Origin of the sequence: Niabella agricola (assembly GCF_021538615.1) — a bacterium.
GTDB classification, from domain to species: domain Bacteria; phylum Bacteroidota; class Bacteroidia; order Chitinophagales; family Chitinophagaceae; genus Niabella; species Niabella agricola.
Genome location: NZ_JAJHIZ010000003.1, coordinates 2,158,237 through 2,183,209, shown reverse-complemented (window position 1 = coordinate 2,183,209; position 24,973 = coordinate 2,158,237). Strand labels below are relative to the sequence as shown.

Below are 24,973 nucleotides of genomic sequence, written 5' to 3'. Positions count from 1 at the left end.
AAACAACGACGCGGGTTCATCAAAACAGGGAAATGAAAAGAACGTTCAATTTTTTGTTGCAGGGTAGGGTAAATGCCCTGCTGCTTTTAACGATGCTGGTGCCGGGCACTTCTTTTGCGTACGTAAAAAGGGACCTGCTGCAAAAACAGGCCAATGTTCAACAGGTGAAAAATATGTTATTGCCCCGGGAGCAGTGGATCCCTTATCCGGCCTATAAAGACCGTGCAGGTTGGGACCGGTTGACCGGCAGCTATAAAAACGCCTTTATTGAAAAGGGCAATGCAGCACTGACGTATCAATGGAAAGTAATAAAAGCCACCGATTACCTGGAATATACCCGCAGCGGCTCCCGGGTGATCATGGAGACTCCATTGAATGAGAATGTAACAACCATTGTAAACCTGTTTACCGCGGAGCTGGCTGAGGGAAAGGGCCGGTACCTCGATCAGCTGGCCAATGGTGTTTTTGCTGCTTGTGAAATGACTTCCTGGGCCCTTTCGGCGCACCTGAGCCTGCAATCGAGTAAAATAGGATTTCCGGACCACCGTGAGCAGGTCATCGACCTGATGGCTGGAGATATGGGATCATTGTTTGCCTGGATCTATTATTATTTTCATGATGACTTTAAAAAGATAAACCCGCTGCTTGAGCTGCGGTTAAAAAAGGAACTGGAAGACCGCATCCTTATTCCTTATATGAACACGGATCACCTTTGGTGGATGGCGCTGCGGTACAAACCCGGGGCTCTGGTGAATAACTGGAACCCCTGGTGCAACTCCAATGTACTACAAACATTTGCACTGATTGAAGACGATCCGGAAAAACTGGCCCGCGCCGTTTACCGTACGATGATGTCGGTAGACCAGTTTATCAACTATACTAACGAAGACGGCGCCTGCGAAGAGGGCCCCTCTTACTGGGGGCATGCGGCCGGTAAACTGTATGATTATCTTCAACTGTTATACGATATCACGGGCGGAAAGATCTCCCTCTTCGGCGAACCCATTATTAAAAACATGGGTACCTATATTTCCCGCGCCTATGTGGGCAATGGCTGGGTGGTGAATTTTGCGGATGCATCTGCAAAGCTTTATCCGGATGCGCCGTTGATTTACCGTTATGGCAAGGCCGTAAACAGTACAGAATTAATGCAGCTGGCGGCTCTTATCCGGAGCAGCCGGCAAGATGGACCGCCGGCAGCAGGAAGGGATGCTTACCGGTTGTTTCAAACGTTGCGCTTCGATAAAGAGCTGGCCGCCTGTACGGCGGCGCATAACACACCGGCGTTTACCTGGTATCCGCAAACGGAAGTATGCTTTATGAAACAGGGTGCATTGTTCTTCGCAGCTAAAGGCGGTCATAACAATGAGAGCCATAACCACAACGATGTGGGTTCATTTAATTTATACATAAACGATATGCCCGTCTTTATTGATGCCGGGGTGGGAACCTATACGCGTCAGACCTTCGGGCCCGGGCGCTATTCGATCTGGACGATGCAGAGCGGTTATCATAATATACCGGTCATAAACGGGTACGAAGAAAAGAATGGCGCTACCTATAAAGCAGGGGACGTGCAATTTGATGCCCGTACAAAAACCTTCTCACTGAACATCAGCAACGCTTATCCTGATGCAACCCGTGTAACGCGATGGTTGCGGAGCTACCGGTTGAGCGATGGCCAGTTAGAAATCAGCGATGCGTTTTCGATCGATCGGCCGGAAAAAGAAAACCGGATTCACTTTCTTTGTTATGGTACCATAAAAAAAGATGCACCCGGAAAAATCCTCATTCAACAGGAAAACGGTAACACACAGCTTACTTATAATAGCCGGGATTTTGAAGCTGTTATTGAGACGGTTCCGCAGGAAGACGCCCGCTTATCGGCGGTTTGGGGAAAACAGATTTACAGGATCGTGTTAACAGCCCGCAAGCTGCAGCGGTCGGGAACTTATGTATTCCGGATCCGGCGCTTGTAACAGGCAGGAATACAAGAATGATTTTGAAGTGGAATGACAGGCCCTGCTTCGGGGAACCTGCTGATTTCCGGATCGGCAAATTAAAAAATAAAACGTAACATGAAGCCCTGGACAAGAAGGAGGCTGTATCAGGGAACTCCATCGATGCTGCCTCTCCTTTTTGAATCAAAAAAACGTAAAATGAAGATAAAGTTGTTACTGGTTACTGTGGGATTTGTATCCGTTTGCGGGACTATACAAGCTCAAAAGCGAAATTTCGTTTCCATCGCTCCCGGCGAGTCAGAGAAACAGATCATTCAGCAAGCTGCTAACATTGTGCCCACAGCCCGGCAGTTACGCTGGCAGCAACTGGAGCTTACAGCCTTCTTTCACTTTGGGGTGAACACCTTCACCGGCAGGGAATGGGGCGACGGTAAAGAAGATCCGGCAATCTTTAACCCCAAGAAGTTGAATGCGCAGCAATGGGTAAAGACGATGAAGGACGCGGGCTTCAAACAGGTGATCATTACGGCCAAACATCACGACGGGTTTTGCTTATGGCCTACCAGCACTACTTCGCATTCCGTAAAAAACAGCCCCTGGAAAAACGGGCAGGGCGATGTGGTAAAGGAAGTGGCGGAAGCCTGTAAAAAACTCAACATGGGCTTTGGCGTTTATCTGTCTCCCTGGGACCGTAACGCTCCGGTTTATGGTACCGATGCCTATAATGATTTTTTCGTACAGCAACTGACTGAACTGCTGACGCGGTATGGTAAAGTAGATGAGGTTTGGTTTGATGGTGCAAACGGCGAGGGTCCCAATGGTAAAAAACAGGTATATGATTTTAACCGTTGGTACCGGCTGATACGGAAATTGCAGCCACAGGCAACTATTGCGATTATGGGTCCGGATGTACGGTGGGTGGGTACCGAAAGTGGCCGCGGACGGCGGATGGAGTGGAGCGTGGTTACGACCAATAATCTGGATCAGGATCAAATCGCTGCAAACTCGCAACAAGGCATGCTGTTTAAACCGGTAAGTGACCTGGTGGGGGATGATCTTGGAAGCCGTGAAAAGATTGTAAAGGCAAAGGGACTGGTGTGGTATCCCGCCGAAACCGATGTATCGATAAGACCCGGATGGTTTTATCATGCGGACCAGGATGAAAAAGTAAAAACACCGGAGGAACTGTTGAAGATTTATTTTACGTCGGTGGGCATGAACAGCGTATTGCTGCTGAATATTCCTCCCGATAAACACGGGCTAATTGCCGATGCCGATATAAGATCTCTGCAGGAGTGGACGCAAATACGCAACCGGCTATTCAGTACCAATTACCTCCGGGGAGCAGCGATCTCCTGCAAAAACGGCATTGGCATGAGTACCCTGCTTGATGGTAACAACGCTACACATTTTACTACAACTGGTACAGATACCGCTACAACCATCCTTTTCAAACTCAAAAAGCCGGCAACCTTCAATGTGCTTTCACTCCAGGAAAACATCCGGGTGGGACAGCGTGTGGAAAAATTCAGTGCCTGGTATAAAGAGGGCGGTGTGTGGATGCCTTTCGCAAACGAAACCACCATCGGGTATAAACGCTTGCTTCATTTTGAACCCATAACCGCCGCTGAAATAAAAATTGAAATAGAATCGTCGCGGTTAAACCCCGCAATCGCGGAGGCAGGGGTCTATTTTTGTAAGGAGCTGGCCGGAATGGGAAATAAATAGCTTCGGTTTGTGAGGATACAAACCATTGCTGCTCGTACTCAGTGCCTCACCGCCCTGCAATGAAAATAACTTTCCGCCGTGTTCAGTGTGCCCACTGACCTGTAATAAGCATCAGATACCATGCTCTTCAAAATAGAGCAACACATGGTCTTTTAAGAAATTTTCCTGCTCCACGGGACTCATCACCGGCATTTGTTTTAGCTGTTTGAAATGGGGCCAGCCATCCTTGTCCTTTCCTTCATAGGCATAATAGCCGCTGGGAGCCAGCAAACTACAGATAGCCACATGCATCAGGTCCTGCTTTTGCTCCTTTGAGAATTTGGGCTTTATCTGCCCGAATTCCTGGATGCCGATTAAAAATAAAAGCGTCTCCATATCGGGTTTTTTCCCAAACCGCTCTACCAATTTTGCTTCCAGGTTCCACCAGCGCACCTGCAGATCATCACTCATTACCATACTGCAAAAATACAGGGTTCTGAAATACCTGTACACAGCCTTTTTACGCTGGCTGGCAACCCTTATCTTTGCAGCCCCAAAAGGGATGGCTGCGGCCGCCTCTTAAAATAAAATAAAATCAGCAATGAAAGCGTATAATTTTCTGATAAAGTACCGGTTACCGATCAGCATTATCTTAATCCTGGCAGGTGTATATGTAAACTATGCAGGCAGTTTCTGGCCGGCCTTTCCCCTGTACCTGATCGGCGTTATTCTTTTATTCAGCCATTTTTTCTTTGGACCGCTACGCCTGATCCAGGAGTATATGGAAACCGGAGACCTGGAGGGCGCTGAAAAAGTGCTGAATTCGATCCGCTTCCCCAACCTGCTTTACAAGCCGATCCGCTCAGTGTATTATACCTTGAAGGGAAATATTGCCATGAGCAAGCAGGATTTTGACAGCGCTGAAACGATGATGAAGAAAGGACTGGACCTGGGCATGCCGATGAAAGAGGCAGAGGGTGCCAGTTTACTGCAAATGGGGATGCTGGCCATGCAAAAAGGTAATACCCGGCAGGGCGAGAGTTATATCCGCCAGGCCATCCGAAAAGGACTGCCCGATAAAGAGAACGAAGCAGCGGCTTACCTGCAGATGTGCAGCATTATGATGAATAAAAGAGAGTTCCGGGCGGCAAAGGATTTCTTCCGCAAGGCTAAGGCCTGTAAACCTACCACACCGCAGATCGTAAGCCAGATCAAAGAAATTGAAAAATACATTTCCCGGATGCCGGGATAGCCGTTTTCAGGATCGGGAATTGAGAAGCCCGATTTGAAAATTTGAGAGTGTGGAAATGTGAAAATGAAAATGCCGTTACTGCTCATAATCGTATTCCGGTCGGATCACAGGGAATAGCGGGTAGTGAACCGGAAAAAGCGAAGTCCACCAAGCAGAAACCAAACCCAACCTGAAACAAAAGCATTCAGCGTTTAGCTTTCGGCATTTGGCCTCTGGTAGGAAGCGTAATCTAACAAAAGTTCTCAGGTTTAAGTATGATCATCAGGTCATAAAACAAACTTAAACTTTAACCCTCAAATCAGGAAACATCCCTTCGGAAATGCCAAATATCCAATAAAAAATATTAAGTGCAAAAATGACGGCGGCGTTACAGCTCTGTGATCACACTCCTGTAAAAGATCATTAAATCCAGGAATTGAGCATCGCTCACCAAGCAGAAACGAAGACCAACCCGCCACGGCGGGCACGCCTGAAGCTTTAAACCTCAAACCTGGAACTTCAAACTAACTATTTCGGCGGCGGTTTTAAATTGATCTCCGGTTCCAATGTCCAGTTTGCTTTAAAATTGAGCTTACGGTCCAGGGGCACAATGATCTCCGGCTGAATGTGTTTGCTAAAATTCCCAGCATCCCATTTCCCGTTACCGTTCCGGTCAAAAAGAACCTGCAGGTCATAATCCCCCGGGGTATACAGGTCAATTTCAAGAATATTGGAGCGGAGCGGGAATGCATTTTTTAGCTGCTCGCCCTGCGAAATCAGCAGTACCGGGTGAACCGAAGTATCCAGATTGTTAAAGGTGATCCGCGCCTGGCCGTAATCCTTTCGCGCCAAGGTAGTGAATGTAAGGGTATCGGGTTTTAGCAGGCCCCGGTCCAGGCTGTCGGAGGCAAAATCCTTGGGCAGGATCAAATTATATCTCTTTCCTTCCTCCCATTGTATGTTCATCGTAATGATCTTCCGGGTACTGTCCAGCGTAAATTTATACCCGGTGGCCGAGGCAAAACTGCTGTCGGTGGTAAGGATCATTTTTTCAGGAAAATAGTTCTTTAAAGGATGTGTAAAGGTGATCCTTAGCGGGGACAACAGATCCTGCTGCTGTGCCTGCAAATTGGTTTGAAATTTCAGGCGTTTCTCTTTTTTATCAAGTTCCGGTTCTTCGGCCGCCCCTTTATCTTTCTGTTCCTCTTCCTCTACATACGCGTAGAGCCGGACGGGCGGTGGTGGAACGGCACGCACAACGATCGGAGTATCTGCAAAAGCAAATACCTGTTGTTTACTGGTATACATATAGGAGCTGCCCTCGCTTTTGATCGCATAAAGCCGGTAAGCGCCCGGTTTTAAATAACGGAACAGGAAGTCGCCGGTGCTATCCAGCTTGGCAATATAATCGGGGTTCTGTTTAAAAACAGCACTGTCTTCCAGGTTGGAATGCAGCATAACGGTTAAGGTGGAATCCGGCTTCACGGTTTTTGCCATTTTTACATTGCCGCTCAACTGCAGTGAATCAAAATAATCCCCGGTGGTGACTACGTACAGCATATCCTTGGCCTTATTTCCCTCGGTGATATCTTTAATTACATTGGTGAAATTGAGCACATAAGTAGTATTGGCTTTCAGGCTGTCTTTAAGCCGTACCGTCACCGTTTTCAGTTTCCGGTCTACCTGGGGCATGATCTTCGGCAGGGGAGATATCACCAGGTTCTGATACACGTCATTCAACTCCACGTATTCGTCGAAGTAGAACGTGATCCGCTGCTGGTCAAAATGTTTGGTTTCATTCGCCGGAGTTACCCGAACGATTTGTGGTGGCAGACTATCTTTGGGACCACCCGTTGGGGCAATAATATTAGCGCATCCGCCGCCTGAATAGATCAATATGATCACAGCAGCAGCAGCGAAAAATACACCTGTAAGACGCTTTATTTGCATATGAATTGCAAACATAATCGCTTTTGGGGAAATGGAACACCCCCCGTTGCTTACTGAATGTTAATATCCGCGGATTTCCGCCAGGTGCCTGCTTCCGGGAGTGGGCTGATAACGGTTCCGGCTTCCTGATTTGACGGGAGAAGCCGGGCATTTTCTATTTTCCGGTGTATCTTTGCGGGATGCAGTTTTCTTCCGGTTTATTGGAATCAGCGGTTAATGAGTTTGCTAAACTTCCGGGTATTGGTAAAAAAACGGCGTTGCGGCTGGTGCTGCACCTGCTGCGGCAGGAGCCCGGTGAAGTGAGCCGGTTTAGCGAAACCATCGACCGGATGCGCAGGGATATTTGCTTCTGCAAGCGTTGCTTCAACGTGGCAGACGGCGATTTTTGTTCCGTTTGCTCCAATTCGCACCGGCAGCAACATACCATTTGTGTGGTAGAAACCATCCGGGATGTAATTGCTATCGAAAGTACCCAGCAGTATAATGGCACGTACCATGTACTGGGAGGGGTGATCTCTCCGCTGGATGGGGTGGGTCCCGACCAGCTGAACATCGGGTCCCTGCTGCACCGGGTAGAACATGAAAAGACCGAAGAGCTCATTTTTGCCTTAAATCCCACCATCCAGGGAGATACTACTATTTATTATATCCAGAAAAAGCTGCAGGATCAGCCGGTGCGCATCACCACCATTGCCCGGGGCATTGCCTTTGGCGGTGAGCTGGAATATGCGGATGAACTTACCCTGGGCCGCAGCCTTCAAAACCGCCTCCCCGTGGAGAAATATATGAGCCGGTAGATAGGCTGTTAGCCATCAGCTATCAGTGATCAGCCATTAGGTACAGGCCGGAGCTTTGGCGCTGAAAGCTAATTGCTGATCACTGAAAGATAAAAAAAGCCTACCTTTGCAGCCGCAGGCGGATTTGTTTATTGTTCAGCCTGTTTAAAAATCTGAACTAATAAACGTTAGAATTCCTGCTAAAGATTTTCCACGTTTATTTTTTTGGATCACAGATTCCGGCAACATTGTTGCCATCACTAAAATTTTGTACAATGAGCAAAATAAAGGAACTGTTACAGCAACGCATACTGGTGCTGGATGGTGCGATGGGTACCATGATCCAGCGGTATCGGTTAACAGAAGAAGATTACCGGGGCGAGCGGTTTCAAACCTGGCACAAGGATGTAAAAGGAAATAACGACCTGTTAAGTATTACGCGACCAGATGTGATCAAGGCCATCCATAAGGAATACCTGGAAGCAGGATCGGATATTATTGAAACCAATACCTTCAGCTCCACTTCGATTGCGCAGGCAGATTACGACATGCAGTCCCTGGCCTATGAACTGAATGTGGCTTCGGTAAAATGCGCCCGCGAGGCGATTGATGCGTTTGTAAGTGAACACCCCGGAACCGGGCCGAAATTTATTGCCGGTGCCATCGGACCTCTGAATAAAACGCTTTCCCTTTCCCCGGATGTAAACAATCCCGGATACCGGGCGGTTACATTCGACGAAGTCGTGGCGGCATATACGGAGCAGATCCATGGACTGGTGGATGGTGGTGCGGATCTGCTGCTGATCGAAACCATTTTTGATACGCTCAACGCAAAAGCCGCCATCTTTGCGGTTAAGCAATTTTTCAGAGACCATCCGGAGAAGGCAGCCCGCTTTGACAATGGTGCCGAAGGGGCACCGGTGATGATCAGCGGTACCATTACGGACGCATCTGGAAGAACGTTGAGCGGACAAACGCTGGAAGCTTTTTATATTTCGGTGGCTCATGCCAGCCCGCTGAGTGTGGGACTGAATTGTGCGCTGGGAGCCAAAGAGATGCGACCGCATGTGAGCGAACTGGCCCATCTGGCCGGTTGTTATGTTTCGGCCTATCCCAATGCCGGTCTGCCCAATGCTATGGGTGAATACGACGAACTTCCGGAAGAGACCGCGGCGTTCCTGGAAGATTGGGCAAAGGAAGGGTATGTAAATATTGTAGGGGGGTGCTGCGGTACCACACCAGCCCATATCGCGGCCATCGCCAAAGCAGTAAAGGGAGTGGCTCCGAGGATATTGCCGGTGGCTGCGTATAACTAAAGATAGTGGTAAACTGCAAACAAACGATATTATAAAACCTTAGCGCCACTCTGTGTATTCCGTGCCTCTGTGGTTCAAATGAGTATTCATGTCAGCAATTACAAAAATTCATTCTTATTTAAGTTTATCGGGGCTGGAGCCATTGGTGGTACGGCCCGAAACGAATTTTATAAATGTTGGGGAACGTACCAACGTAACCGGTTCCAAAAAGTTTGCCCGCCTGATTCGCGAAAATAAATATGAAGAAGCGCTGAGCGTGGCGCGCCAGCAGGTGGAGAACGGAGCGCAGGTGATTGATATCAATATGGACGATGCCCTGTTGGATGGGATGCAGGCCATGACTACTTTTATCAACCTGGTGCAGAGCGAACCGGATATTGCCAAAGTGCCGTTGATGATCGACTCGTCCAAGTTCGAGATCATCCAGGCCGGGCTTAAATGTGTACAGGGTAAATGCATTGTTAACTCCATTTCCATGAAGGAAGGAGAGGAGAAGTTCATTGAACAGGCGATCATCTGTAAAAGCTTTGGAGCCGCAGTGGTGGTAATGGCCTTTGATGAAAAAGGGCAGGCCGATACCAGGGAACGGAAGGTGGAGATCTGCCACCGGGCCTATAAGATACTAACCGAAAAAGTAGGGATCGCTCCGCAGGACATCATTTTTGATCCGAATATTTTCGCCATCGCCACCGGGCTCGAAGAGCATAATAACTACGGGGTCGATTTTATTGAAGCTGTAAAAGAGATCAAACAACTGATGCCGGCCGTAAGCATCAGCGGCGGGGTGAGCAATCTTTCGTTTTCGTTCCGCGGGAACGAGCCGGTGCGGGAGGCCATGCATGCCGTGTTTTTATACTATGCTATAAAGGCCGGTATGAATATGGGTATTGTAAATGCCGGACAGCTGGCGGTATATGATGAAATTGAGCCGCAGTTGCGCCAGTTATGTGAAGATGTGATCCTGAACCGGAACAACGAAAACAATGAGGCCACCGAAAAGTTGCTGGCCTTTGCCGAAACCGTAAAAGCGTCCGGGAAAACGGAGAAGAAAGACCTTGCCTGGAGGAATACGCCGGTGGAAGAGCGGCTGAAGCATGCATTGGTAAACGGTATCACCGATTATATTGATGCTGATACCGAGGAAGCGCGGCTGAACTATCCCCGCCCGCTGGATGTAATTGAAGGACCGCTGATGGCCGGGATGGATGTGGTCGGCGACCTGTTTGGTTCGGGCAAGATGTTCCTGCCGCAGGTGGTAAAAAGCGCCAGGGTGATGAAGAAAAGCGTGGCCTGGCTGACGCCTTTTATCGAGGAGGAGAAACTGGCTAATCCCAATCTGAATGAAGATGCAGCGCCTACCATCCTGATGGCTACGGTAAAAGGTGATGTGCATGATATCGGTAAAAATATCGTAGGGGTGGTACTGGCCTGTAACGGGTATAAGATCATCGACATGGGCGTGATGGTACCTACGGATAAAATACTGGATACGGCTGAAAGGGAAAAAGCCGATATCATCGGGCTCAGCGGGTTAATTACCCCATCCCTGGATGAAATGGTAAATGTGGCACATGAAATGCAGCGGCGCAACATGCCGCAGCCCCTGCTGATTGGAGGTGCCACTACCTCCCGTATGCACACGGCGGTGAAGATCGCCCCACAATTTGATAAGGGGGTGGTGCACGTGCTGGATGCCTCCCGGAGCGTAACCGTGGTGGGCTCCCTGTTAAACCCGGAGCAGAAGCCACAGTTCCTGGAAAACATCCGGGCTGAATATACCAAACTGGCAGAAGATTTTGCCAGCAAGAAAAAAGTAAAAGAGTTTCTTCCGTTTGGCGAAGCTCAAAAGAATAAAGCGGCCATTGACTGGACCGGTTTTCAGCCGGTGAAGCCTTCTTTTACCGGTGTACGTACCTTTAATAACTACGACCTGTCGGAGATACGGAAGTATATCGACTGGCAGCCGTTTTTTATTTCCTGGGAGCTGCATGGCAAGTTTCCGCAGATACTGGAAGATCCGGTGGTAGGAAAAGAAGCCACCAAACTGTACCGGGATGCCAATAAAATGCTGGATCAGATCATTGCGGAAAAATGGCTTACGGCACAGGGGGCTGCCGGTTTTTGGCCGGTAACAAAAACGGCGGATGATACCGTGCTGGTGCAGCCGGGTGAAGGGGAAATGATACCGCTTCAGTTCCTGCGCCAGCAGATAAAAAAGGCGGCGGGCCAACCCAACCTGAGCCTGGCAGATTTTATTTGTCCCTCCCCGGAGGGCGATTTTATCGGCGCTTTCTCCGTAACCATACAAGGTATAGAGCCGCACCTGGAGCGGTTTATCGCCCAGAACGATGATTATAGCAAGATCAACCTGCAGGCTTTGTCTGACCGTTTTGCAGAGGCCTTTGCCGAATTATTGCATGAGAAAGTACGGAAGGAACTTTGGGGATATATAAAAGAAGAGCAGCTTTCAAACGACGAACTCATCCAGGAAAAATATCAGGGCATCCGTCCCGCACCGGGTTACCCGGCCTGTCCGGATCATACTGAAAAATATAAATTATTCAGCCTGCTGGGCGGCGAGGAAGCCACTGGGATCCATCTGACTGAATCCCTGGCCATGTACCCGGCTTCATCTGTATGTGGCTGGTATTTCAGTCACCCGGAGAGCAAATACTTCGGCGTTGGAAAGATCCAGGAGGACCAGTTCCTGGATTATATGCAACGGAAGGTAATGCCGGAAGATGATCTGCGGCGCTGGCTCCGGCCGGTACTGGAATAAAAGATCATCCTTCCAGCTCCCGCAGCAGCGAATCAAAATAATGGTCGAAGGAAGCAGTGGCATAGCCCAGGAGGCGGCCGTTCTTTCCAAGTTCGGAGGACACAATGGACGCCTTTTCCCGGATCTGCGTCATGCAATAGGTATTGATGGCCTGCTGCATCGGCAGGGTAATGTATTGCCGGGCTTCTGCAATTTTACCACCAAGGATGATCAGCTCCGGGTTAAACAGCTGAATGAGCGTTGAAATACCCTTTCCCATATTGGTACCGATATTGGATAATAATTTGATGGCGTATTGATCTCCGCGGTTTGCGGCCTTAATGACCACTTCTGCTTCAATATTGTCAATTTCTTTTTCAGAAAGTTCTGCCAGTATCGAGTTTTTGCCGGAAAGGATTCCTTCCTTGGCCATCTTGGCCAGTGCCAGTCCGGAGGCTACGGTTTCCAGGCAGCCATGTTTACCGCAGTAACATAAATCGCCGTTATCGATAAAAGGGATATGCCCCATCTCCCCTGAAAAGCCGGAAGCACCCTGCCGCACTTTTCCATCCATAATAATGCCCAGTCCAACTCCCCAGTCCATCAGTAATACCAGGGCATTCTTTTTGCCGAGTGCCTGGCCGTGCCGCAACTCAGCCAGGGCGGTACCCTTTACATCGTTCTGCAGTACTACCGGAAGCTTGAACTTTTCTTCAAACGCGTGCTGGAGTGTTTTCCCCGGAATATCGTTGGTGAGATAGCTGTAGTTTTCCCCCTGGAAGGAATCCACCAGTCCGGGCATACCAATGCTCACGCCAATCAGCCGGCTTTTATCGATACCCGACTGATCCAGCAATGAAACCGCCATCTGGTGCACCTGGTCGATCCCATGCCGGTCTTTTGATAGGGTATGTACGGTGGTTACAATGGGAGTGCTCTCCTTATGCACATTGTCCATGACAACCATTTTCACACTGAACAGTTCAATATCGATACAAAGGGTATACAGGGATCCCGCTTTCAACCCGAACAGGTCGGGCTTCCGGCCCCCCATGGATTTTCCGAATCCACGCTTTTCGATCCACTGCTCCCTGCTCAGTTCGCCCAGCAGTTTCAATGTGGTAGGTGTACTTATAGACAGCGCCTTGCAAATTTCTCCCACGGAAGCAGCATCTACCTCATACAGGTATTTCAGCAGCCGTACTTTAAAAAGGTATTGTTTCCTGCTTTCTGATAGCAGCAGCGGGTGTTCATTCTCTACAATCGTTTTTGATTTCATGATCCGATCTGTTTCGTTAAGGTTATCGAAAATAGCCAAACTTACTTTAAAAATTTAATCAAGAAACGAAAATCGATCAAAAAATAAAGAAGATTCTTTTATTAAATGTTTTTTTTACTTAAATTCTATATGAATTATGCTTAATTCGCCATAATATATACAAGTTTTTTAATTCTCCGGACTTATTTCCGGCGGCTCCTTATCCAAATTATAGAAGGGCAAAAAAAAGAAGTCAAACTTGCTAAAAATAGCAGCAGATTAATGGATAACCCTTACTTTTACGTATCGAATCCAAAACAAACCCGGGAAACAATCAATATGATAATCAACTATATGTCGGCGTGCCATGCAGTGCGCCCGGCAATGCAATGTGGCTGCTCTTAGCCCTCTGAACCGTGGCCGCCGGATTTGTAAATCTGGCGGCTATCTCTTTTTATAACGGATCTTTACGGGAACCACGCCGTCGCTTAGCATGCCGAGTTTTCTTGCCGATTTTTTACTGAGATCAATGATCCTGTCCTGAACAAAGGGGCCCCGGTCGTTGATACGTACTTTTACTTTACGCCCGTTTTTCAGATTGGTGACTTTGACGATGGTGCCAAAAGGCAGGGAAGGGTGGGCGGCTGTTCTTTTGTTTTGACGGAACACAGCACCACTGGCAGTTTTCCGGCCGGAGAAACGGTCGGCATAATAAGACGCCTTGCCGGTTTCGCTGATTTTACGACTGCAGGAAAACAATCCCAAAAGCAACAGAAACAACAGGAGCATACGGCGTATCATGGAGAACGATGTTTACGGGCATAGGCGAACTTAAGATAAATCATCGTTAACGACAGACAGAGGATCACCGCGTTTGTCAAAATGATCACCCAATCGTCTTTCAGAACACCATAAATGATCCACAGTACTTCATTTACAGCTGCAATAACAAACATCATCAGCGAAATGTCTTTTACTGATTTTTCGCGGATCGTCTTTAGCACCTGCGGCAGAAACGTAAGGGTTGTAATGGCACCCGCCACATACCCTAAAAGATCCACTCCCGATACAGCCCATGCCATAATAAAAAATTGAATTATTTTTTTGAGGCCCTGCTTGTTGGGGCGGCGGATTTTTTGTCATAATAAGGGCTCAGGTCGATGATTTCCACCTTTCTGAATTCGATAGGATGCCCTTCGCTTTGCAAAGAGATATACCCGGATTGTAAAAGTTGTCCGTCTTTTTTTACAGCCGGGTCAAAATGCGTTACGCTTCCACCGCCGATCTGCGGTTTCTGATAAACCAACACTGTGTCGCCATTAGCGATATGTTTCACCACCGAATCGCCCAGTACCAATATTTCAGCCCGCACCCATTCCTCGTTGCGGAAGGTTTTTGAGGTAGAGTTGATGCAATGCTGCGTTACCAGTTTCCCGTTCATTTCTACATTGGTTCCGGGCGTACATAAGTTGCAGGTGCTTCGTTCGCCGGTGGAATCGCCGCCCAGCAGCTGCACTTCAATGGAAATCGGAAAATCCTGGTCCTTGCCCATAGTAGCCGGCGGCTGACAGTGGATCATTACACCGCTGTTCTTATAAGCCCATCCGGGAGCGCCGCTATTTTGTTTGCCTACAAAGCGGTATTCCACTGCCAGCAGGTAATACGAGAATGGTGTTTTATAGAACAGGTGACCAAAACGGTCGTTGAAGGTTTTATAATGATCGTAGTTCACCGTAAGCTTTTTATCCACTACACGGAAGGTGTTTCCGTAATTATCGCCATAAGCGTAGCCGGTGATCTTGGGCGTCCATCCGGAAAGATCCCTGCCATTAAAGAGCTGTACCCATTTTCGCGGAAAATTTTCCTGGGCATTTGAAAAAAAAGAAACGGCCGACAGCAGGGTAAGGAAAAGGATCCGCATAAAAACAATTTTTTTAATTACGATATCAAACATTTAAAGGTACTACTTTATGCAATCCCTGCAAAAACAGGGAGCGTTTCTGCAGGGATTTTTAAATTCCGTTACAGACGTCTGGGTATACCGGATGGATTGCTGCTGTATTTTATCTGTTTGTTAATTTTCGGAAGTTAATATAAAGGCAACAAGAGAAAGATAGTTTTGACTGCAAATACCTGCTCATGCAATACCTCCGCAACCTCGCCATTGAGCACAGGACGTTTGCCGGCATCCTGTTGCTCTTTGCCTTCCTGCTGGCTTTCCCCAGCCTGCTGATACCAAAGGAATACAGTTTTTTCTGGTTAAACTTTTTTCATTGCAAAGCGCTGGATGATTTTTTTATTGCGTATACCTATGTGGGCGACGGGTTGTTTTCACTGTTCCTGGCCCTGCTTCTTTTTATGCTGAATAACCGGTTGCTGGGCTTTCGCATATTGCTGGCTTTTCTGATCTCCGGACTGATTGCCCAGGTATTAAAGAAGGTGGCGCATTTGCCCAGGCCCATGGCCGCGTTGGGAACCGATACCTACCATCATTTTATCGACGGTGTTACGCATTCGGGTTATAACAGCTTTCCATCCGGTCATACCACATCGGCCTTTGCGCTGGCGCTCCTGTGCTGTTTGCATACAAAGAGCGCCCGATCCCGCATACTGTTCTTTTTTTTAGCCTGTATGGCCGGGTATTCACGCATCTACCTGGGTCAACATTTCCTGCCGGATGTATTTGCGGGAATGCTGATCGGTAGCGTAACGGCCATTGTAGTATATGCATCTGTGCAATGTCCGTTCTGGCTCAAAAAAAGGAATCCCATTCCCGGCGCGGATGGGGTACCGGCTTAAGTGGTTTTATGGAGCGCTTTCAGAAAAAAGTATGGTACCTGATTGCAGGCGTTGTTTTTTGCAAGCTGCTGCTATCGGCTTTGCTGGAACTGGGCAACGACGAAGTGTATTACCTGGCCTATGCACAGCAGTGGCAGTGGAACTATTTCGATCATCCGCCGATGGTGGCCTTGGTGATCCGGATCGGGTCGCTCAACCTGCTGTTAAAACAGGAGCTGCTGCTACGGTTGGGCTTTATTGCTATCGGGGGCATCAATACCTGGCTTGTATTTACAATCGGGCGAAAACTGTACAGCCCATATGCCGGCTGGATCGCCGCCCTGTTATTTACGGCTTCTGTGTACGCCGGTATGATCAGTGGTTTTATGATTATGCCGGATGCCCCTTTATTGCTATGCTGGCTGCTGGCCCTGTCGCTGGCGTTGGATTTGTGCTGCCAGGCAACACGCAGCCGGCAACGCCGCCTACTGCTGTTGTTTGGATTGGTATGCGGACTGGCGGCTATGAGTAAGCTGAGTGGTGTGCTGTTATGGGCCGGACTGGGGAGCTACCTGCTTTACAGCCGGAGTGCGCTGCTCAAAGAGCCGGTGTTGTACCTGTCATTGATGCTTACGCTTTGTATCGTATTTCCTGTTATCTACTGGAATATGGATAATGGCGGGGTTGGCATCGGGTATCACGCGGGGCGCATTGCCATTGATCATTCCCCGGTACGTGTCGATCGCTTTTTGAAGGAGGTGCTGGCCGAAATGGGATATAATAACCCTGTTTGCTGCATCCTGGGAATTTCAGGCGCCGTTTATTGCAGCAAAAAACGGTTATTGCCCCGGAAACAGCAATGGTTGCTGCATAGTTTTATCCTGCCGCTGCTGCTGCCGGTATGGTTTTTTTCCTTGTTTAGAGACGTGCTTCCGCATTGGACAGGGCCTTCATATGTAGTACTGTCTTTGTTGGGCGCAGTGTTGATTGCACACCGGAATAAAGCAGTGCGGCCCTGGCCCGGGGTGCTGCAATGGGCCAATCTGCTTACTGCTGCGGTAGTGCTGCTGATTACGCTGGCTTCTTTTCTCCTACCGGTAACCTTTTCGTCAAAAGAAGCGCTGAAAACCGGTAACGGCGACCTGCTGCTGGATTTCACCGGATGGCATGCTTTTGCCGCAGGTTTCGATACTCTGTACCGAAAAGACCTGGCCACTGGCCGCATGCAACCGGCAGCGTTTATACTCTCGGACTACTGGTTTCCTGCCGGTCATCTCAACTGGTACCTGGCTGCGGCCTATCATTACCCGTTTATGGCGGTGGGAAGTTTGGATGAGATCCATCAGTTTGCCTGGTTAAATCTGCAACGCGCCGGCCTGAAAACAGGGAGCGATGCTTATTATATAAGCGTGTCGAACTATTACCGCGCACCTTCCGGGAGATTGCTGGAGTGCTTTAAAACAGTGGCGGATACAATGGTGCTGCCGCAGATCCGGATGGGAAAGGTAGTTCGCTATTTTTACATCACCCGGTTGCGGTATTATAAAGGAGGAATTGCGGCCACCGGCATCCCGGACGGGGCTGGCTAACGTTTTTCAAACAGCCAGGGAATGCGCCAGCGCTTTTTTATTTTGTAGTTGGTTGTTATATACTGGCTGATATGACGCATGGCTTCATCAATATCGTCTGTTAGCAGCACCAGGTTCAGATCTTCTTTAGAAATCGTTCCCTGAGCCGCCATACTTTCAATGGCAACCATCAGCTCTTTGTAAAATGCTTTTCCGAAAAGTACAATAGGAAACTGGGTAACGGTCTTGGTCTGGATCAGTGTTACGGTTTCAAAAAATTCATCCATAGTGCCAAATCCGCCCGGCATAATGATGAACGCATAACTGTATTTCACCAGCAGCACCTTGCGTACAAAAAAATGATCAAAGGTTACGGATGCGGTCAGGTATTTGTTATAATGCTGCTCAAAGGGTAATTTAATATTGCAGCCTACTGATTCGCCGCCGTTTTCGAAAGCACCCCTGTTGGCCGCTTCCATAATACCCGGTCCGCCCCCGGTCATGGTGGTAAAGCCCAGTTCCGCAATTCTTTTTCCGAATTCTTCTGCTTTTTTATAATAAATATGGTCTTCCTTAAAACGGGCCGATCCAAAAACGGTGATACAGGGCCCTACAAAATGGAGGGTCCGGAAACCTTTTAAAAACTGCCACAGTACATGGAAGGCAAATCCCAGTTCATAGGTTCTGCTTTTAGGACCGTCTAAATAAATATGTTCCTTGGCCGGGATGATCTGTTCGGCACTCCTGCTCTTTTCTTTTGGATCCATATATTGCGTTATCAGGGATACGAATATAACTTATATAACTTTTTAATAACGAAATCCTTTTATTTTTGTTTTGTTTAATCAACAGTACTCTACACTATGCGTATTATAAGCTATAATGTTAACGGGATCCGTGCGGCTATAAAGAAAGGTTTTTGCGACTGGCTGAAGACCGATCCGGCGGATGTGATTTGCGTGCAGGAAACCAAGGCCCTCAAAGATGATGTAGATACCCGGCTGCTACAGGAACTGGGGTATGAAGATTACTGGTTTTCTGCGCAGAAAAAGGGCTACAGCGGCGTAGCCGTATTTACAAAGGTGAAACCGGATCAGGTAATGTACGGAACCGGCCACCAAACCAGCGATGAAGAAGGGCGGGTGTTACAAATGGACTTTGGAGATATCCGGCTCATCAACGCCTACTTTCCAAGCGGTACCAGCGGAGATCTGCGACAGGCCTTTAAGTATATGTGGCTGGACGAGTTTTATACCTATCTGTCCGAACTCAGCAGAACAGTGCCAAAACTGGTGCTTTGCGGCGATTATAATATTGCCCATGAAGCGATCGACATTCATGACCCTAAAGGCAATAAAAACTCGTCGGGCTTTCTTCCGGAGGAACGGGAGTGGATGACCAAGTTGCTGAAGAGCGGATTCAACGACACGTTCCGGATCCTTCATCCGGATGAACCACACCGGTACAGCTGGTGGAGCCAGCGTTTTCCCTCTGTACGGCTCAACAATAAAGGATGGCGCATCGACTATATCACCGTTACCGATGCGTTGAAGAAAAAAGTGGAAGATGCCGAAATCTATCCGGATGTAAAGCACAGCGACCACTGCCCTGTTTACTTAAAATTAAAGCACTGATGAAACCTGCATATATATGGAATATTACCACCAAAGTAACAGCGGCCGCACATATCCGCTGGCTGGCCTGGCTGAAAGATGAATATATACCTGCATTCCTGGCCACAGGATGCTTCTATGATGCCATGATCTTAAAACTGATGCACCAGGAAGATGATGGCGATCCGACCTATGCGGTGCAGTTCTATGCCCGCACCGGTAACGATTACAGGCAATTTTCCGAATGGCATTATGCGCCTCTGAAAGCAAAAATGAAAACCACCTGGGGTACCGACTGCTATAGCTTTGAGTCGGCATTACAGGTTGTGAATTGAATGTGCATAAGATTTTCAGGTGTGGTCGAATGTTTAAAATTATTTGTATATTACCTGAAAGCCTTGCTCAGACTGGATTTCAGGCGATATGGGCTTGAAACCCTTGTCAGCAGCGGGTTTTGGCGTGTGTAGGTACTTTTGAATAGCCGGAAGGGAACTACTTTTTTGCTGGAAGGCTTGCCTGGAGCGGGTTTCGGGGCAATTAAATAAATGAGAAAGTTGTAAAGTTTTTTGCTACTCTCATTAAAAACCCTCTAATTTTGTTTCGTTATAAAAAACACTCCTTAAATATTTTATTATGAACAAAGCAGAATTGATCGACAAATTATCCGGAGATGCCGGTATTACAAAAACACAGGCAAACGCAGCTTTAGATTCTTTTGTAGATGCAGTTACAAGAACATTGAAGAAAGGTGATAAAGTTACACTGGTAGGTTTTGGAACATTTTCTGTAACCAAAAGAGCAGCACGTAATGGCCGTAACCCCCAAACCGGCGCTGTGATCAAGATTAAAGCAAAAAAAGTTGCCCGCTTCAAGGCTGGTAAAGAGCTTTCTTCCAAGATCTAACGGCTTGGCTAAAAGAATAGATGCCCCGTGATTTGATTGCGGGGCATTTTTATTGAACCGTACCCTCCGGATGCCTGGTTTTACAATTTCATCGGCGTATTTGGAGGTAAAAAGACAAGAAACCGTACATTTGCAAAAATTTAAACCATGGGAAGAGGAGATAAAAAAACCGCAAAAGGAAAGCGTTTCCAGGGATCATTTGGCAAAAGCCGCCCTGCAAACCCCAAGAAGGCAAAAGCCGCTGCAAAGAAAAAAGAAGCGGCTTAACCAGGTTGATGGTTTATAGATCATGGGTCATAGAACTGCTATGAGCTGTGATCTATAGGCTATGAACAATATGGATATGCTCAAACGACCCGTTTGGGCTTTTTCTTTTTTCGCCTTCTGCCATACCATACCAGAAAGCCCGTTACGGGAAGCGAGGCACAAATAAGGCTTGCTATAAAAGCAATTATTTTTGTAGGCAATCCCAGGATGGCTCCCACGTGCACATCATAATTGGCACCAATGGCTTTTTCCCCCAGGTTTTTCTCTTTATAGTTGTAATTTTTTAGCAGCGCACCGGAGTTTTCATCAAAGATCAATTGGTGCATAATATGATAGGAATAGCCCAATTGCTTTACGTATATCGAAAAGTTGGGATGCTCATGACTGTCGAGGTGCTCATTGCCCAGGTCTACCGAATAACTGAATGCCGTTGGATAGAGGGTTTCTACCTGCTGACAGATCTTATCAATGGTATGTGCATTACGCAGGCTGTCCGGTGCTTTGGTGGTGATCTGTGAAAAATCCGGCAGGCTGGTCTTTCCCCCGGAGAAGCTGAAATAGATTGCCTGCTGTATAAAAGCAAAAGCATAGAACAGGCCGGTTATGGCAAGGATTAATGCAATAAAGGAAGCGTAAAACCCGAGTATGCTGTGCAAATCATAATTTTTCCGGCGCCAGGCTTTTACATTTTTCCATTGAAACCAGAAACGCTGTTTCCGGGCCTTTTTATTTTTGGGCCACCACAGAATGATGCCGGTAATGATCATGATGAGGAAAATAAGCACGGGTATACCTGTAACGTATTTTCCCCATTCGCTGTTGAGCAGAAAACTCCAGTGAATGATTTTAACGATGCTGAAAAAGCCGTTTTTTTCGTCGTAAACGGCCAGCACTTTGCCGGTGAACGGGTTTACATAAACCGATTTGTAAATAATATACTCCCCGAAATAGTTCCAGGCCCGGGGATTGGTTTCATAGTAGAAGAACTGGTAAGCGCGCCTTTTGTCAATCGGAACATTGACCCAATGGATGTTATAGGGCTCGCGGCATTGCTCCCGTACTTTTGCTTCCAGTGTTCTAAGAGGGAGTACCGCTTTTGTTTCGATGGAAGGTTCATGATGGAAGATCACATTTTTGCGCAACTGGTTTTCGATCTCGTCCTTAAACACATACAGGCACCCTGTAATGGAGATGATAAAAACAAGAATGCCAACGGTCATTCCCAGCCATAAATGTAGCCTGGACGCCCATTTTTTAAAAAAGTCCGGGGTCTTTTTCCCATTCCGGTTTGCCCTTGAAACCGAAGCGGAAGCGTTGCCTGTATCCATAGTTGCAACAAAAATCGGTTACGATACTGCAATATCTTTTCGTAATCCGGAGTTTTGTTTACGAGATCGGGAATTTTTCCATCGAAGCCCGGGTCAGGGTGCCAGGCGCTCTATTTTCCATTGCTGGTCTTCCTGCAGCACATACCGCAGCCGGTCATGTAAACGGCTGGGTCTTCCCTGCCAGAACTCAACGGCTGTGGGCGTTACCAGGTAGCCACCCCAGTGCTCGGGTCGTATAACGGGCTGTCCGGATGCAACCTGGTCGGTAATTGTTTTCGTTTGCTGATCGAGGAAGGCCCGGTCAGGGATCACCGTACTTTGCGGGGAGGCAATGGCGCCGATCTGGCTGCCGACAGGCCTTGAGTAAAAGTACTGGTCGCTCTCTTCTCCGGGAACCTTAGACACTGTGCCGCTAATCCGCACCTGCCGTTCCAGTTCTTTCCAGAAAAAAACCAGGCAGGCATGGGGATTTTGCTCCAGCTCTTTTCCTTTCCGGCTTTGATAATTGGTAAAGAACACAAATCCCCGGGAAGTGAAGTCTTTTAATAAAACGATCCGTGCGTCGGGGAGCCCATCGGCGCCGGTGGTGGCCAGTGTCATGGCATTCACTTCAGAAAGCTGGCTGTTAACGGCCTCCTGCCACCAACTGCCAAACTGGGTAATGGGATCGGTAGCTACTTCGGCTTCTGAAAGGCTTTTTTTTGAGTAGTTGATCCGTATGTCCGCAATCTCCTGGTTCATGTTGTATGTTGTTTATATATGAATGAAATGTTCAACCTTCCGGATTGTCATCTGCTCCGTTCCTGCAATAATGTAACGGGGAATAAACGGTCCATCCTCCTCCTTTTGACCGGTCGTAACCTTTTTTTGTCCAGGCTTCGTTTTTATAAAAAGTATCGCCAACGGGCCGGTACTTCGGATCCGGAAGATGAATATGATCGTTAAACAGTACATTAAAAATGATTGGTTTCCTGCCCGTATCCAGGTTTTCGAGATACAGGCCTTCCAGTTCCTGCACGTTAATACAATAGGGAACAAATCTGGAGCCCTTAAAAACTGTTTCAATCGCCTCCTCAACACGGATAAACATTTCAGAAAATTCGCCCTGGGGTGGAACCACGAAATAATTTGTTGAATAATAACGAGGAAGCCAGTCATCTTCTTTGACCGTTAATATATTCTGGCTTTCACCGGTAATCGTGTAAAAAGGAGCCAAAAGACTTACAAAAAAATGGATGGTGTTTTGATGCGTGCGGTTATTATAGGTGATGGTGTCGGTTATGCGCGTGGCACTGTAACAGCAATGCCTGCCATAACTGGTGTTAATCATTTCTTTGTTGGTGTTGCCCGACAATTCCTTCAGCAGCTGATTCCAGCTGGCGGTAAGCCAGTTGCCTCCTTTGTAGAAATGTTCATTTAAAATCCCGGTAAATTCTATCTGACCCGGGTACGAACGATAAAAGTCCGGATCGGAATCAACACCAATGGGATAATACCTTTTTATTGCCTCATAAATGGGCCGGAAATCGAACTTTTCGGTATTGAATCGAAACCCATTCATTCGTTTTGATTAGTGAATCAATGTTCCTACTTTTTCTCCGTCAACCAGCTTTTTCAGATTGCCTGTTTTATTCATGTCAAATACGATAATGGGCAGGTTATTTTCCATGCAAAGGGTAAAAGCGGTCATATCCATAATCCGGAGGTTCTTTGTCAGACATTCCTGGTACGTAACCTCTTCGTATTTTGTGGCGGTAGGGTCTTTTTCAGGATCAGCCGTGTATACACCGTCTACCCTTGTGCCCTTTAAAATCACATCGGCATTGATCTCAATCGCCCGAAGGGAGCCTGCAGTGTCAGTGGTAAAATAAGGGTTTCCGGTACCGGCACCAAAGATCACCACACGCCCTTTTTCCAGGTGACGGATGGCCCTGCGGCGAATATAAGGCTCAGCGATCTGTTCCATTTTTATGGCACTCTGTAACCGGGTAAACAGACCTGTTTTTTCCAGTCCGGCCTGCAGAGCCATTCCGTTGATTACGGTTGCCAGCATGCCCATATAATCACCATGCGCACGCTCGATGCCGGTTTCGGCCTCGTTCATGCCCCGGTAAATATTTCCGCCGCCAATTACCAGCGCTACTTCCACACCAAGGTCTGTTACGGATTTGATTTCACGGGCATATTGCGAAATGACATCGGAATCCATTCCAAAATTCTTGTTTCCCATCAATGCTTCCCCGGAGAGTTTCAGCAGGATCCTTTTATACTTAGGCATGAATATTCTTTTTGAATGAAGGTGACTATTTTGACGCAGCGAAGATACTGTTTCAGATAAAATTTCTTACGGGTTATTTCTGGTTGTGAGTATAAAAGTTTTTTTGCGCGGCCTCGTATGGAATCCGCCGGCATTACACAGTAGGGTAAAAAAAGCTATAAAAAGGAGAAAAAAGAATGCATCCTTTTCCCTGTTTACCGGGCGTTTTTATCAGAATGATTGTACCTTCACTCCATAGCATTTTAGGCCTTTTTTAGTATATGAATGAAGTTGTGACAAAAAATAAGATTGGTACGAGCGATGTTTCGATAACGGCCATTACACTAGGCGCCTGGGCCATTGGCGGTGCCATGTGGGGAGGTAATGAAGAAGCTGATTCGCTGGCGGCCATTAAAGTGTCGATCGACAACGGCATCACTTCTATTGATACGGCACCCGTTTATGGAATGGGATATAGTGAAGAACTGGTGGGTAAAGCCATAAAGGGCTATGACCGCAGCAAATTGCAGATCCTCACAAAATTTGGTATGGTATGGGACATGGAGAAGGGTGATTTTGCTTTTGAGCGAAAGGACAATGCCGGGGTTCCAAGAAAAATTTATAAGTATGGAGGATATGCAAATGCGATCAGGGAAGTAGAGATCAGTTTAAAACGGTTGCAGACAGATTATATCGATCTGATTCAGCTGCACTGGCCCGACCGTACAACGCCCATCAGCGAAACGATGGAAGCCATGCAGAAAATGCTGGATGAAGGAAAAGTAAGAGCCGTTGGAGTATGTAATTATAACAGCGCGCAGTTGGCGGAAGCGGAACAAACCGTAAAACTGGCTTCGGATCAGGTGCCCTACAGCATGTTAAAACGAAAAATTGAAACGGATGTGGTACCTTATGCGCTTGCAAACGGGCTTTCAGTAATTGCCTATAGTCCGATGGAGCGGGGGCTTCTTACGGGGAAATACAATGCATCATACCGTTTTGCAGAAGATGATCACCGGAATAATTATTTTAAACAATTTGATATGGACAAGGTGGCCCGGCTTACAGCACACCTGGCAGAAATGGCATCTGGTTACCAGGTGTCTGTAGCACAGCTGGTGCTGGCCTGGACCTTTCACCAGCCGGCGGTTGCAGCTGCACTGGCCGGGGCCCGGAATGCAGCACAGGCTGCAGAAAACGCAGGGGCCTTACAAATAAAACTATCCAGAGCCGATTTGGCGCAGATCGAAAGCTGGCTGGTGGCATAAGCAACCGGATACATTAACCAATAAATAAGAATGA

At 47.6% G+C, this 24,973-nt stretch carries 24 protein-coding genes; 13 read left to right on the top strand and 11 right to left on the bottom strand.

Annotated features, from left to right (window positions below; all coding sequences use genetic code 11):
* Nucleotides 1-32: 32 nt before the first annotated feature.
* Nucleotides 33-1,979 carry a heparinase II/III domain-containing protein gene (locus tag LL912_RS14595; RefSeq protein ID WP_235554310.1) on the top strand — a complete coding sequence of 649 codons (1,947 nt, stop codon included), beginning with the start codon at nucleotides 33-35 and terminating at the stop codon, nucleotides 1,977-1,979.
* A 180-nt stretch (nucleotides 1,980-2,159) separates the two neighbouring features.
* Nucleotides 2,160-3,689: an alpha-L-fucosidase gene (locus LL912_RS14590; protein ID WP_235554309.1), complete on the top strand. Its 1,530-nt coding sequence runs from the start codon at nucleotides 2,160-2,162 to the stop codon at nucleotides 3,687-3,689.
* A 111-nt stretch (nucleotides 3,690-3,800) separates the two neighbouring features.
* Here LL912_RS14590 and LL912_RS14585 read toward each other — a convergent pair whose 3' ends face one another.
* Nucleotides 3,801-4,181 carry a hypothetical protein gene (locus LL912_RS14585; protein WP_235554308.1) on the bottom strand — a complete coding sequence of 127 codons (381 nt, stop codon included), beginning with the start codon at nucleotides 4,179-4,181 and terminating at the stop codon, nucleotides 3,801-3,803.
* 88 nt (nucleotides 4,182-4,269) lie between these two features.
* Here LL912_RS14585 and LL912_RS14580 point away from each other — a divergent pair, with 88 nt between their 5' ends.
* Complete coding sequence (locus LL912_RS14580; RefSeq protein ID WP_235554307.1) at nucleotides 4,270-4,920, top strand: tetratricopeptide repeat protein; 651 nt, start codon at nucleotides 4,270-4,272, stop codon at nucleotides 4,918-4,920.
* Nucleotides 4,921-5,427: 507 nt separating this feature from the next.
* Here LL912_RS14580 and LL912_RS14575 read toward each other — a convergent pair.
* Entirely contained in the window at nucleotides 5,428-6,864 is a 1,437-nt protein-coding gene (locus LL912_RS14575; RefSeq protein ID WP_235554306.1) for an Ig-like domain-containing domain, read from the bottom strand.
* A gap of 164 nt (nucleotides 6,865-7,028) precedes the next feature.
* On the opposite strand from LL912_RS14575, the gene recR reads away from it, so the two are divergent.
* The 3 genes from recR to metH all read left to right on the top strand — a co-directional run bounded on the left by recR (nucleotide 7,029) and on the right by metH (nucleotide 11,720).
* The gene (gene recR, locus LL912_RS14570) at nucleotides 7,029-7,646 is read left to right on the top strand and encodes a recombination mediator RecR (protein ID WP_235554305.1); all 618 of its coding nucleotides are present in this window, start codon (nucleotides 7,029-7,031) and stop codon (nucleotides 7,644-7,646) included.
* Between the two features lie 254 nt (nucleotides 7,647-7,900).
* Nucleotides 7,901-8,941 (top strand): homocysteine S-methyltransferase family protein, encoded by a 1,041-nt coding sequence (locus LL912_RS14565; RefSeq protein ID WP_235554304.1) that lies wholly within the window; start codon nucleotides 7,901-7,903, stop codon nucleotides 8,939-8,941.
* Nucleotides 8,942-9,029: 88 nt separating this feature from the next.
* Nucleotides 9,030-11,720: a methionine synthase gene (gene metH / locus LL912_RS14560; RefSeq protein WP_235554303.1), complete on the top strand. Its 2,691-nt coding sequence runs from the start codon at nucleotides 9,030-9,032 to the stop codon at nucleotides 11,718-11,720.
* Between the two features lie 4 nt (nucleotides 11,721-11,724).
* On the opposite strand, the gene LL912_RS14555 is transcribed toward metH, so the two are convergent.
* From LL912_RS14555 to LL912_RS14540, 4 genes are all read right to left on the bottom strand, one after another.
* Nucleotides 11,725-12,978: an ROK family protein gene (locus LL912_RS14555; RefSeq protein ID WP_235554302.1), complete on the bottom strand. Its 1,254-nt coding sequence runs from the start codon at nucleotides 12,976-12,978 to the stop codon at nucleotides 11,725-11,727.
* Between the two features lie 423 nt (nucleotides 12,979-13,401).
* Complete coding sequence (locus tag LL912_RS14550) at nucleotides 13,402-13,758, bottom strand: septal ring lytic transglycosylase RlpA family protein (RefSeq protein ID WP_235554301.1); 357 nt, start codon at nucleotides 13,756-13,758, stop codon at nucleotides 13,402-13,404.
* Complete coding sequence (locus LL912_RS14545; RefSeq protein WP_235554300.1) at nucleotides 13,755-14,039, bottom strand: SemiSWEET family sugar transporter; 285 nt, start codon at nucleotides 14,037-14,039, stop codon at nucleotides 13,755-13,757. Before LL912_RS14545 ends, LL912_RS14550 begins: the two co-directional genes overlap by 4 nt.
* A gap of 14 nt (nucleotides 14,040-14,053) precedes the next feature.
* A complete protein-coding gene (locus tag LL912_RS14540) occupies nucleotides 14,054-14,878 on the bottom strand; it encodes a 3-keto-disaccharide hydrolase (protein ID WP_235554299.1) in 825 nt (274 codons plus the stop codon).
* A 218-nt stretch (nucleotides 14,879-15,096) separates the two neighbouring features.
* Between LL912_RS14540 and LL912_RS14535 the strand changes: the two genes are divergently transcribed.
* Entirely contained in the window at nucleotides 15,097-15,756 is a 660-nt protein-coding gene (locus LL912_RS14535) for a phosphatase PAP2 family protein (RefSeq protein WP_235554298.1), read from the top strand.
* A gap of 8 nt (nucleotides 15,757-15,764) precedes the next feature.
* Nucleotides 15,765-17,324, top strand: a complete 1,560-nt coding sequence (locus LL912_RS14530) for an ArnT family glycosyltransferase (RefSeq protein ID WP_235554297.1) — start codon at nucleotides 15,765-15,767, stop codon at nucleotides 17,322-17,324.
* Here LL912_RS14530 and LL912_RS14525 read toward each other — a convergent pair.
* On the bottom strand, nucleotides 17,321-18,070 hold the full coding sequence (locus tag LL912_RS14525; protein ID WP_235554296.1) for an LOG family protein: 750 nt from the start codon (nucleotides 18,068-18,070) through the stop codon (nucleotides 17,321-17,323). The two genes, LL912_RS14530 and LL912_RS14525, sit on opposite strands and share 4 nt — an antisense overlap.
* Before the next feature lie 96 nt (nucleotides 18,071-18,166).
* Here LL912_RS14525 and LL912_RS14520 point away from each other — a divergent pair, with 96 nt between their 5' ends.
* The 4 genes from LL912_RS14520 to LL912_RS14505 all read left to right on the top strand — a co-directional run bounded on the left by LL912_RS14520 (nucleotide 18,167) and on the right by LL912_RS14505 (nucleotide 20,086).
* Nucleotides 18,167-18,937, top strand: coding sequence for an exodeoxyribonuclease III (locus tag LL912_RS14520; protein ID WP_235554295.1), 771 nt, complete (start codon nucleotides 18,167-18,169; stop codon nucleotides 18,935-18,937).
* Nucleotides 18,937-19,251, top strand: coding sequence for a DUF4286 family protein (locus LL912_RS14515; RefSeq protein WP_235554294.1), 315 nt, complete (start codon nucleotides 18,937-18,939; stop codon nucleotides 19,249-19,251). Before LL912_RS14520 ends, LL912_RS14515 begins: the two co-directional genes overlap by 1 nt.
* 298 nt (nucleotides 19,252-19,549) lie before the next feature.
* On the top strand, nucleotides 19,550-19,819 hold the full coding sequence (locus LL912_RS14510) for an HU family DNA-binding protein (protein ID WP_231007561.1): 270 nt from the start codon (nucleotides 19,550-19,552) through the stop codon (nucleotides 19,817-19,819).
* 147 nt (nucleotides 19,820-19,966) lie between these two features.
* Nucleotides 19,967-20,086: a 30S ribosomal protein THX gene (locus LL912_RS14505; protein WP_235554293.1), complete on the top strand. Its 120-nt coding sequence runs from the start codon at nucleotides 19,967-19,969 to the stop codon at nucleotides 20,084-20,086.
* Between the two features lie 80 nt (nucleotides 20,087-20,166).
* On the opposite strand, the gene LL912_RS14500 is transcribed toward LL912_RS14505, so the two are convergent.
* The 4 genes from LL912_RS14500 to pyrH form a co-directional block, all read right to left on the bottom strand.
* Entirely contained in the window at nucleotides 20,167-21,414 is a 1,248-nt protein-coding gene (locus tag LL912_RS14500; RefSeq protein WP_235554292.1) for a PepSY-associated TM helix domain-containing protein, read from the bottom strand.
* Between the two features lie 93 nt (nucleotides 21,415-21,507).
* A complete protein-coding gene (pdxH, locus tag LL912_RS14495) occupies nucleotides 21,508-22,155 on the bottom strand; it encodes a pyridoxamine 5'-phosphate oxidase (RefSeq protein ID WP_235554291.1) in 648 nt (215 codons plus the stop codon).
* 31 nt (nucleotides 22,156-22,186) lie between these two features.
* Nucleotides 22,187-22,975, bottom strand: coding sequence for a hypothetical protein (locus LL912_RS14490; protein WP_235554290.1), 789 nt, complete (start codon nucleotides 22,973-22,975; stop codon nucleotides 22,187-22,189).
* A gap of 9 nt (nucleotides 22,976-22,984) precedes the next feature.
* Nucleotides 22,985-23,692 carry a UMP kinase gene (pyrH, locus tag LL912_RS14485; RefSeq protein WP_235554289.1) on the bottom strand — a complete coding sequence of 236 codons (708 nt, stop codon included), beginning with the start codon at nucleotides 23,690-23,692 and terminating at the stop codon, nucleotides 22,985-22,987.
* Between the two features lie 272 nt (nucleotides 23,693-23,964).
* Between pyrH and LL912_RS14480 the strand changes: the two genes are divergently transcribed.
* Nucleotides 23,965-24,939, top strand: coding sequence for an aldo/keto reductase (locus LL912_RS14480; protein ID WP_235554288.1), 975 nt, complete (start codon nucleotides 23,965-23,967; stop codon nucleotides 24,937-24,939).
* The last annotated feature ends 34 nt before the right edge of the window (nucleotides 24,940-24,973 follow it).

Bases quoted from the DNA above. Each gene is read 5' to 3' on its own strand.
- LL912_RS14580 (WP_235554307.1), top strand. From the start codon at position 4,270: ATGAAAGCGTATAATTTTCTGATAAAGTACCGGTTACCGATCAGCATT.
- LL912_RS14555 (WP_235554302.1), bottom strand. From the start codon at position 12,978: ATGAAATCAAAAACGATTGTAGAGAATGAACACCCGCTGCTGCTATCA.
- LL912_RS14550 (WP_235554301.1), bottom strand. From the start codon at position 13,758: ATGATACGCCGTATGCTCCTGTTGTTTCTGTTGCTTTTGGGATTGTTT.
- LL912_RS14490 (WP_235554290.1), bottom strand. From the start codon at position 22,975: ATGAATGGGTTTCGATTCAATACCGAAAAGTTCGATTTCCGGCCCATT.
- LL912_RS14540 (WP_235554299.1), bottom strand. From the start codon at position 14,878: ATGCGGATCCTTTTCCTTACCCTGCTGTCGGCCGTTTCTTTTTTTTCA.
- LL912_RS14505 (WP_235554293.1), top strand. From the start codon at position 19,967: ATGGGAAGAGGAGATAAAAAAACCGCAAAAGGAAAGCGTTTCCAGGGA.
- LL912_RS14575 (WP_235554306.1), bottom strand. From the start codon at position 6,864: ATGTTTGCAATTCATATGCAAATAAAGCGTCTTACAGGTGTATTTTTC.
- LL912_RS14520 (WP_235554295.1), top strand. From the start codon at position 18,167: ATGCGTATTATAAGCTATAATGTTAACGGGATCCGTGCGGCTATAAAG.
- LL912_RS14595 (WP_235554310.1), top strand. From the start codon at position 33: ATGAAAAGAACGTTCAATTTTTTGTTGCAGGGTAGGGTAAATGCCCTG.
- LL912_RS14590 (WP_235554309.1), top strand. From the start codon at position 2,160: ATGAAGATAAAGTTGTTACTGGTTACTGTGGGATTTGTATCCGTTTGC.
- recR (WP_235554305.1), top strand. From the start codon at position 7,029: ATGCAGTTTTCTTCCGGTTTATTGGAATCAGCGGTTAATGAGTTTGCT.
- LL912_RS14545 (WP_235554300.1), bottom strand. From the start codon at position 14,039: ATGGCATGGGCTGTATCGGGAGTGGATCTTTTAGGGTATGTGGCGGGT.
- pyrH (WP_235554289.1), bottom strand. From the start codon at position 23,692: ATGCCTAAGTATAAAAGGATCCTGCTGAAACTCTCCGGGGAAGCATTG.
- metH (WP_235554303.1), top strand. From the start codon at position 9,030: ATGTCAGCAATTACAAAAATTCATTCTTATTTAAGTTTATCGGGGCTG.
- LL912_RS14530 (WP_235554297.1), top strand. From the start codon at position 15,765: ATGGAGCGCTTTCAGAAAAAAGTATGGTACCTGATTGCAGGCGTTGTT.
- LL912_RS14525 (WP_235554296.1), bottom strand. From the start codon at position 18,070: ATGGATCCAAAAGAAAAGAGCAGGAGTGCCGAACAGATCATCCCGGCC.
- LL912_RS14565 (WP_235554304.1), top strand. From the start codon at position 7,901: ATGAGCAAAATAAAGGAACTGTTACAGCAACGCATACTGGTGCTGGAT.
- LL912_RS14515 (WP_235554294.1), top strand. From the start codon at position 18,937: ATGAAACCTGCATATATATGGAATATTACCACCAAAGTAACAGCGGCC.
- LL912_RS14510 (WP_231007561.1), top strand. From the start codon at position 19,550: ATGAACAAAGCAGAATTGATCGACAAATTATCCGGAGATGCCGGTATT.
- LL912_RS14500 (WP_235554292.1), bottom strand. From the start codon at position 21,414: ATGGATACAGGCAACGCTTCCGCTTCGGTTTCAAGGGCAAACCGGAAT.
- pdxH (WP_235554291.1), bottom strand. From the start codon at position 22,155: ATGAACCAGGAGATTGCGGACATACGGATCAACTACTCAAAAAAAAGC.
- LL912_RS14535 (WP_235554298.1), top strand. From the start codon at position 15,097: ATGCAATACCTCCGCAACCTCGCCATTGAGCACAGGACGTTTGCCGGC.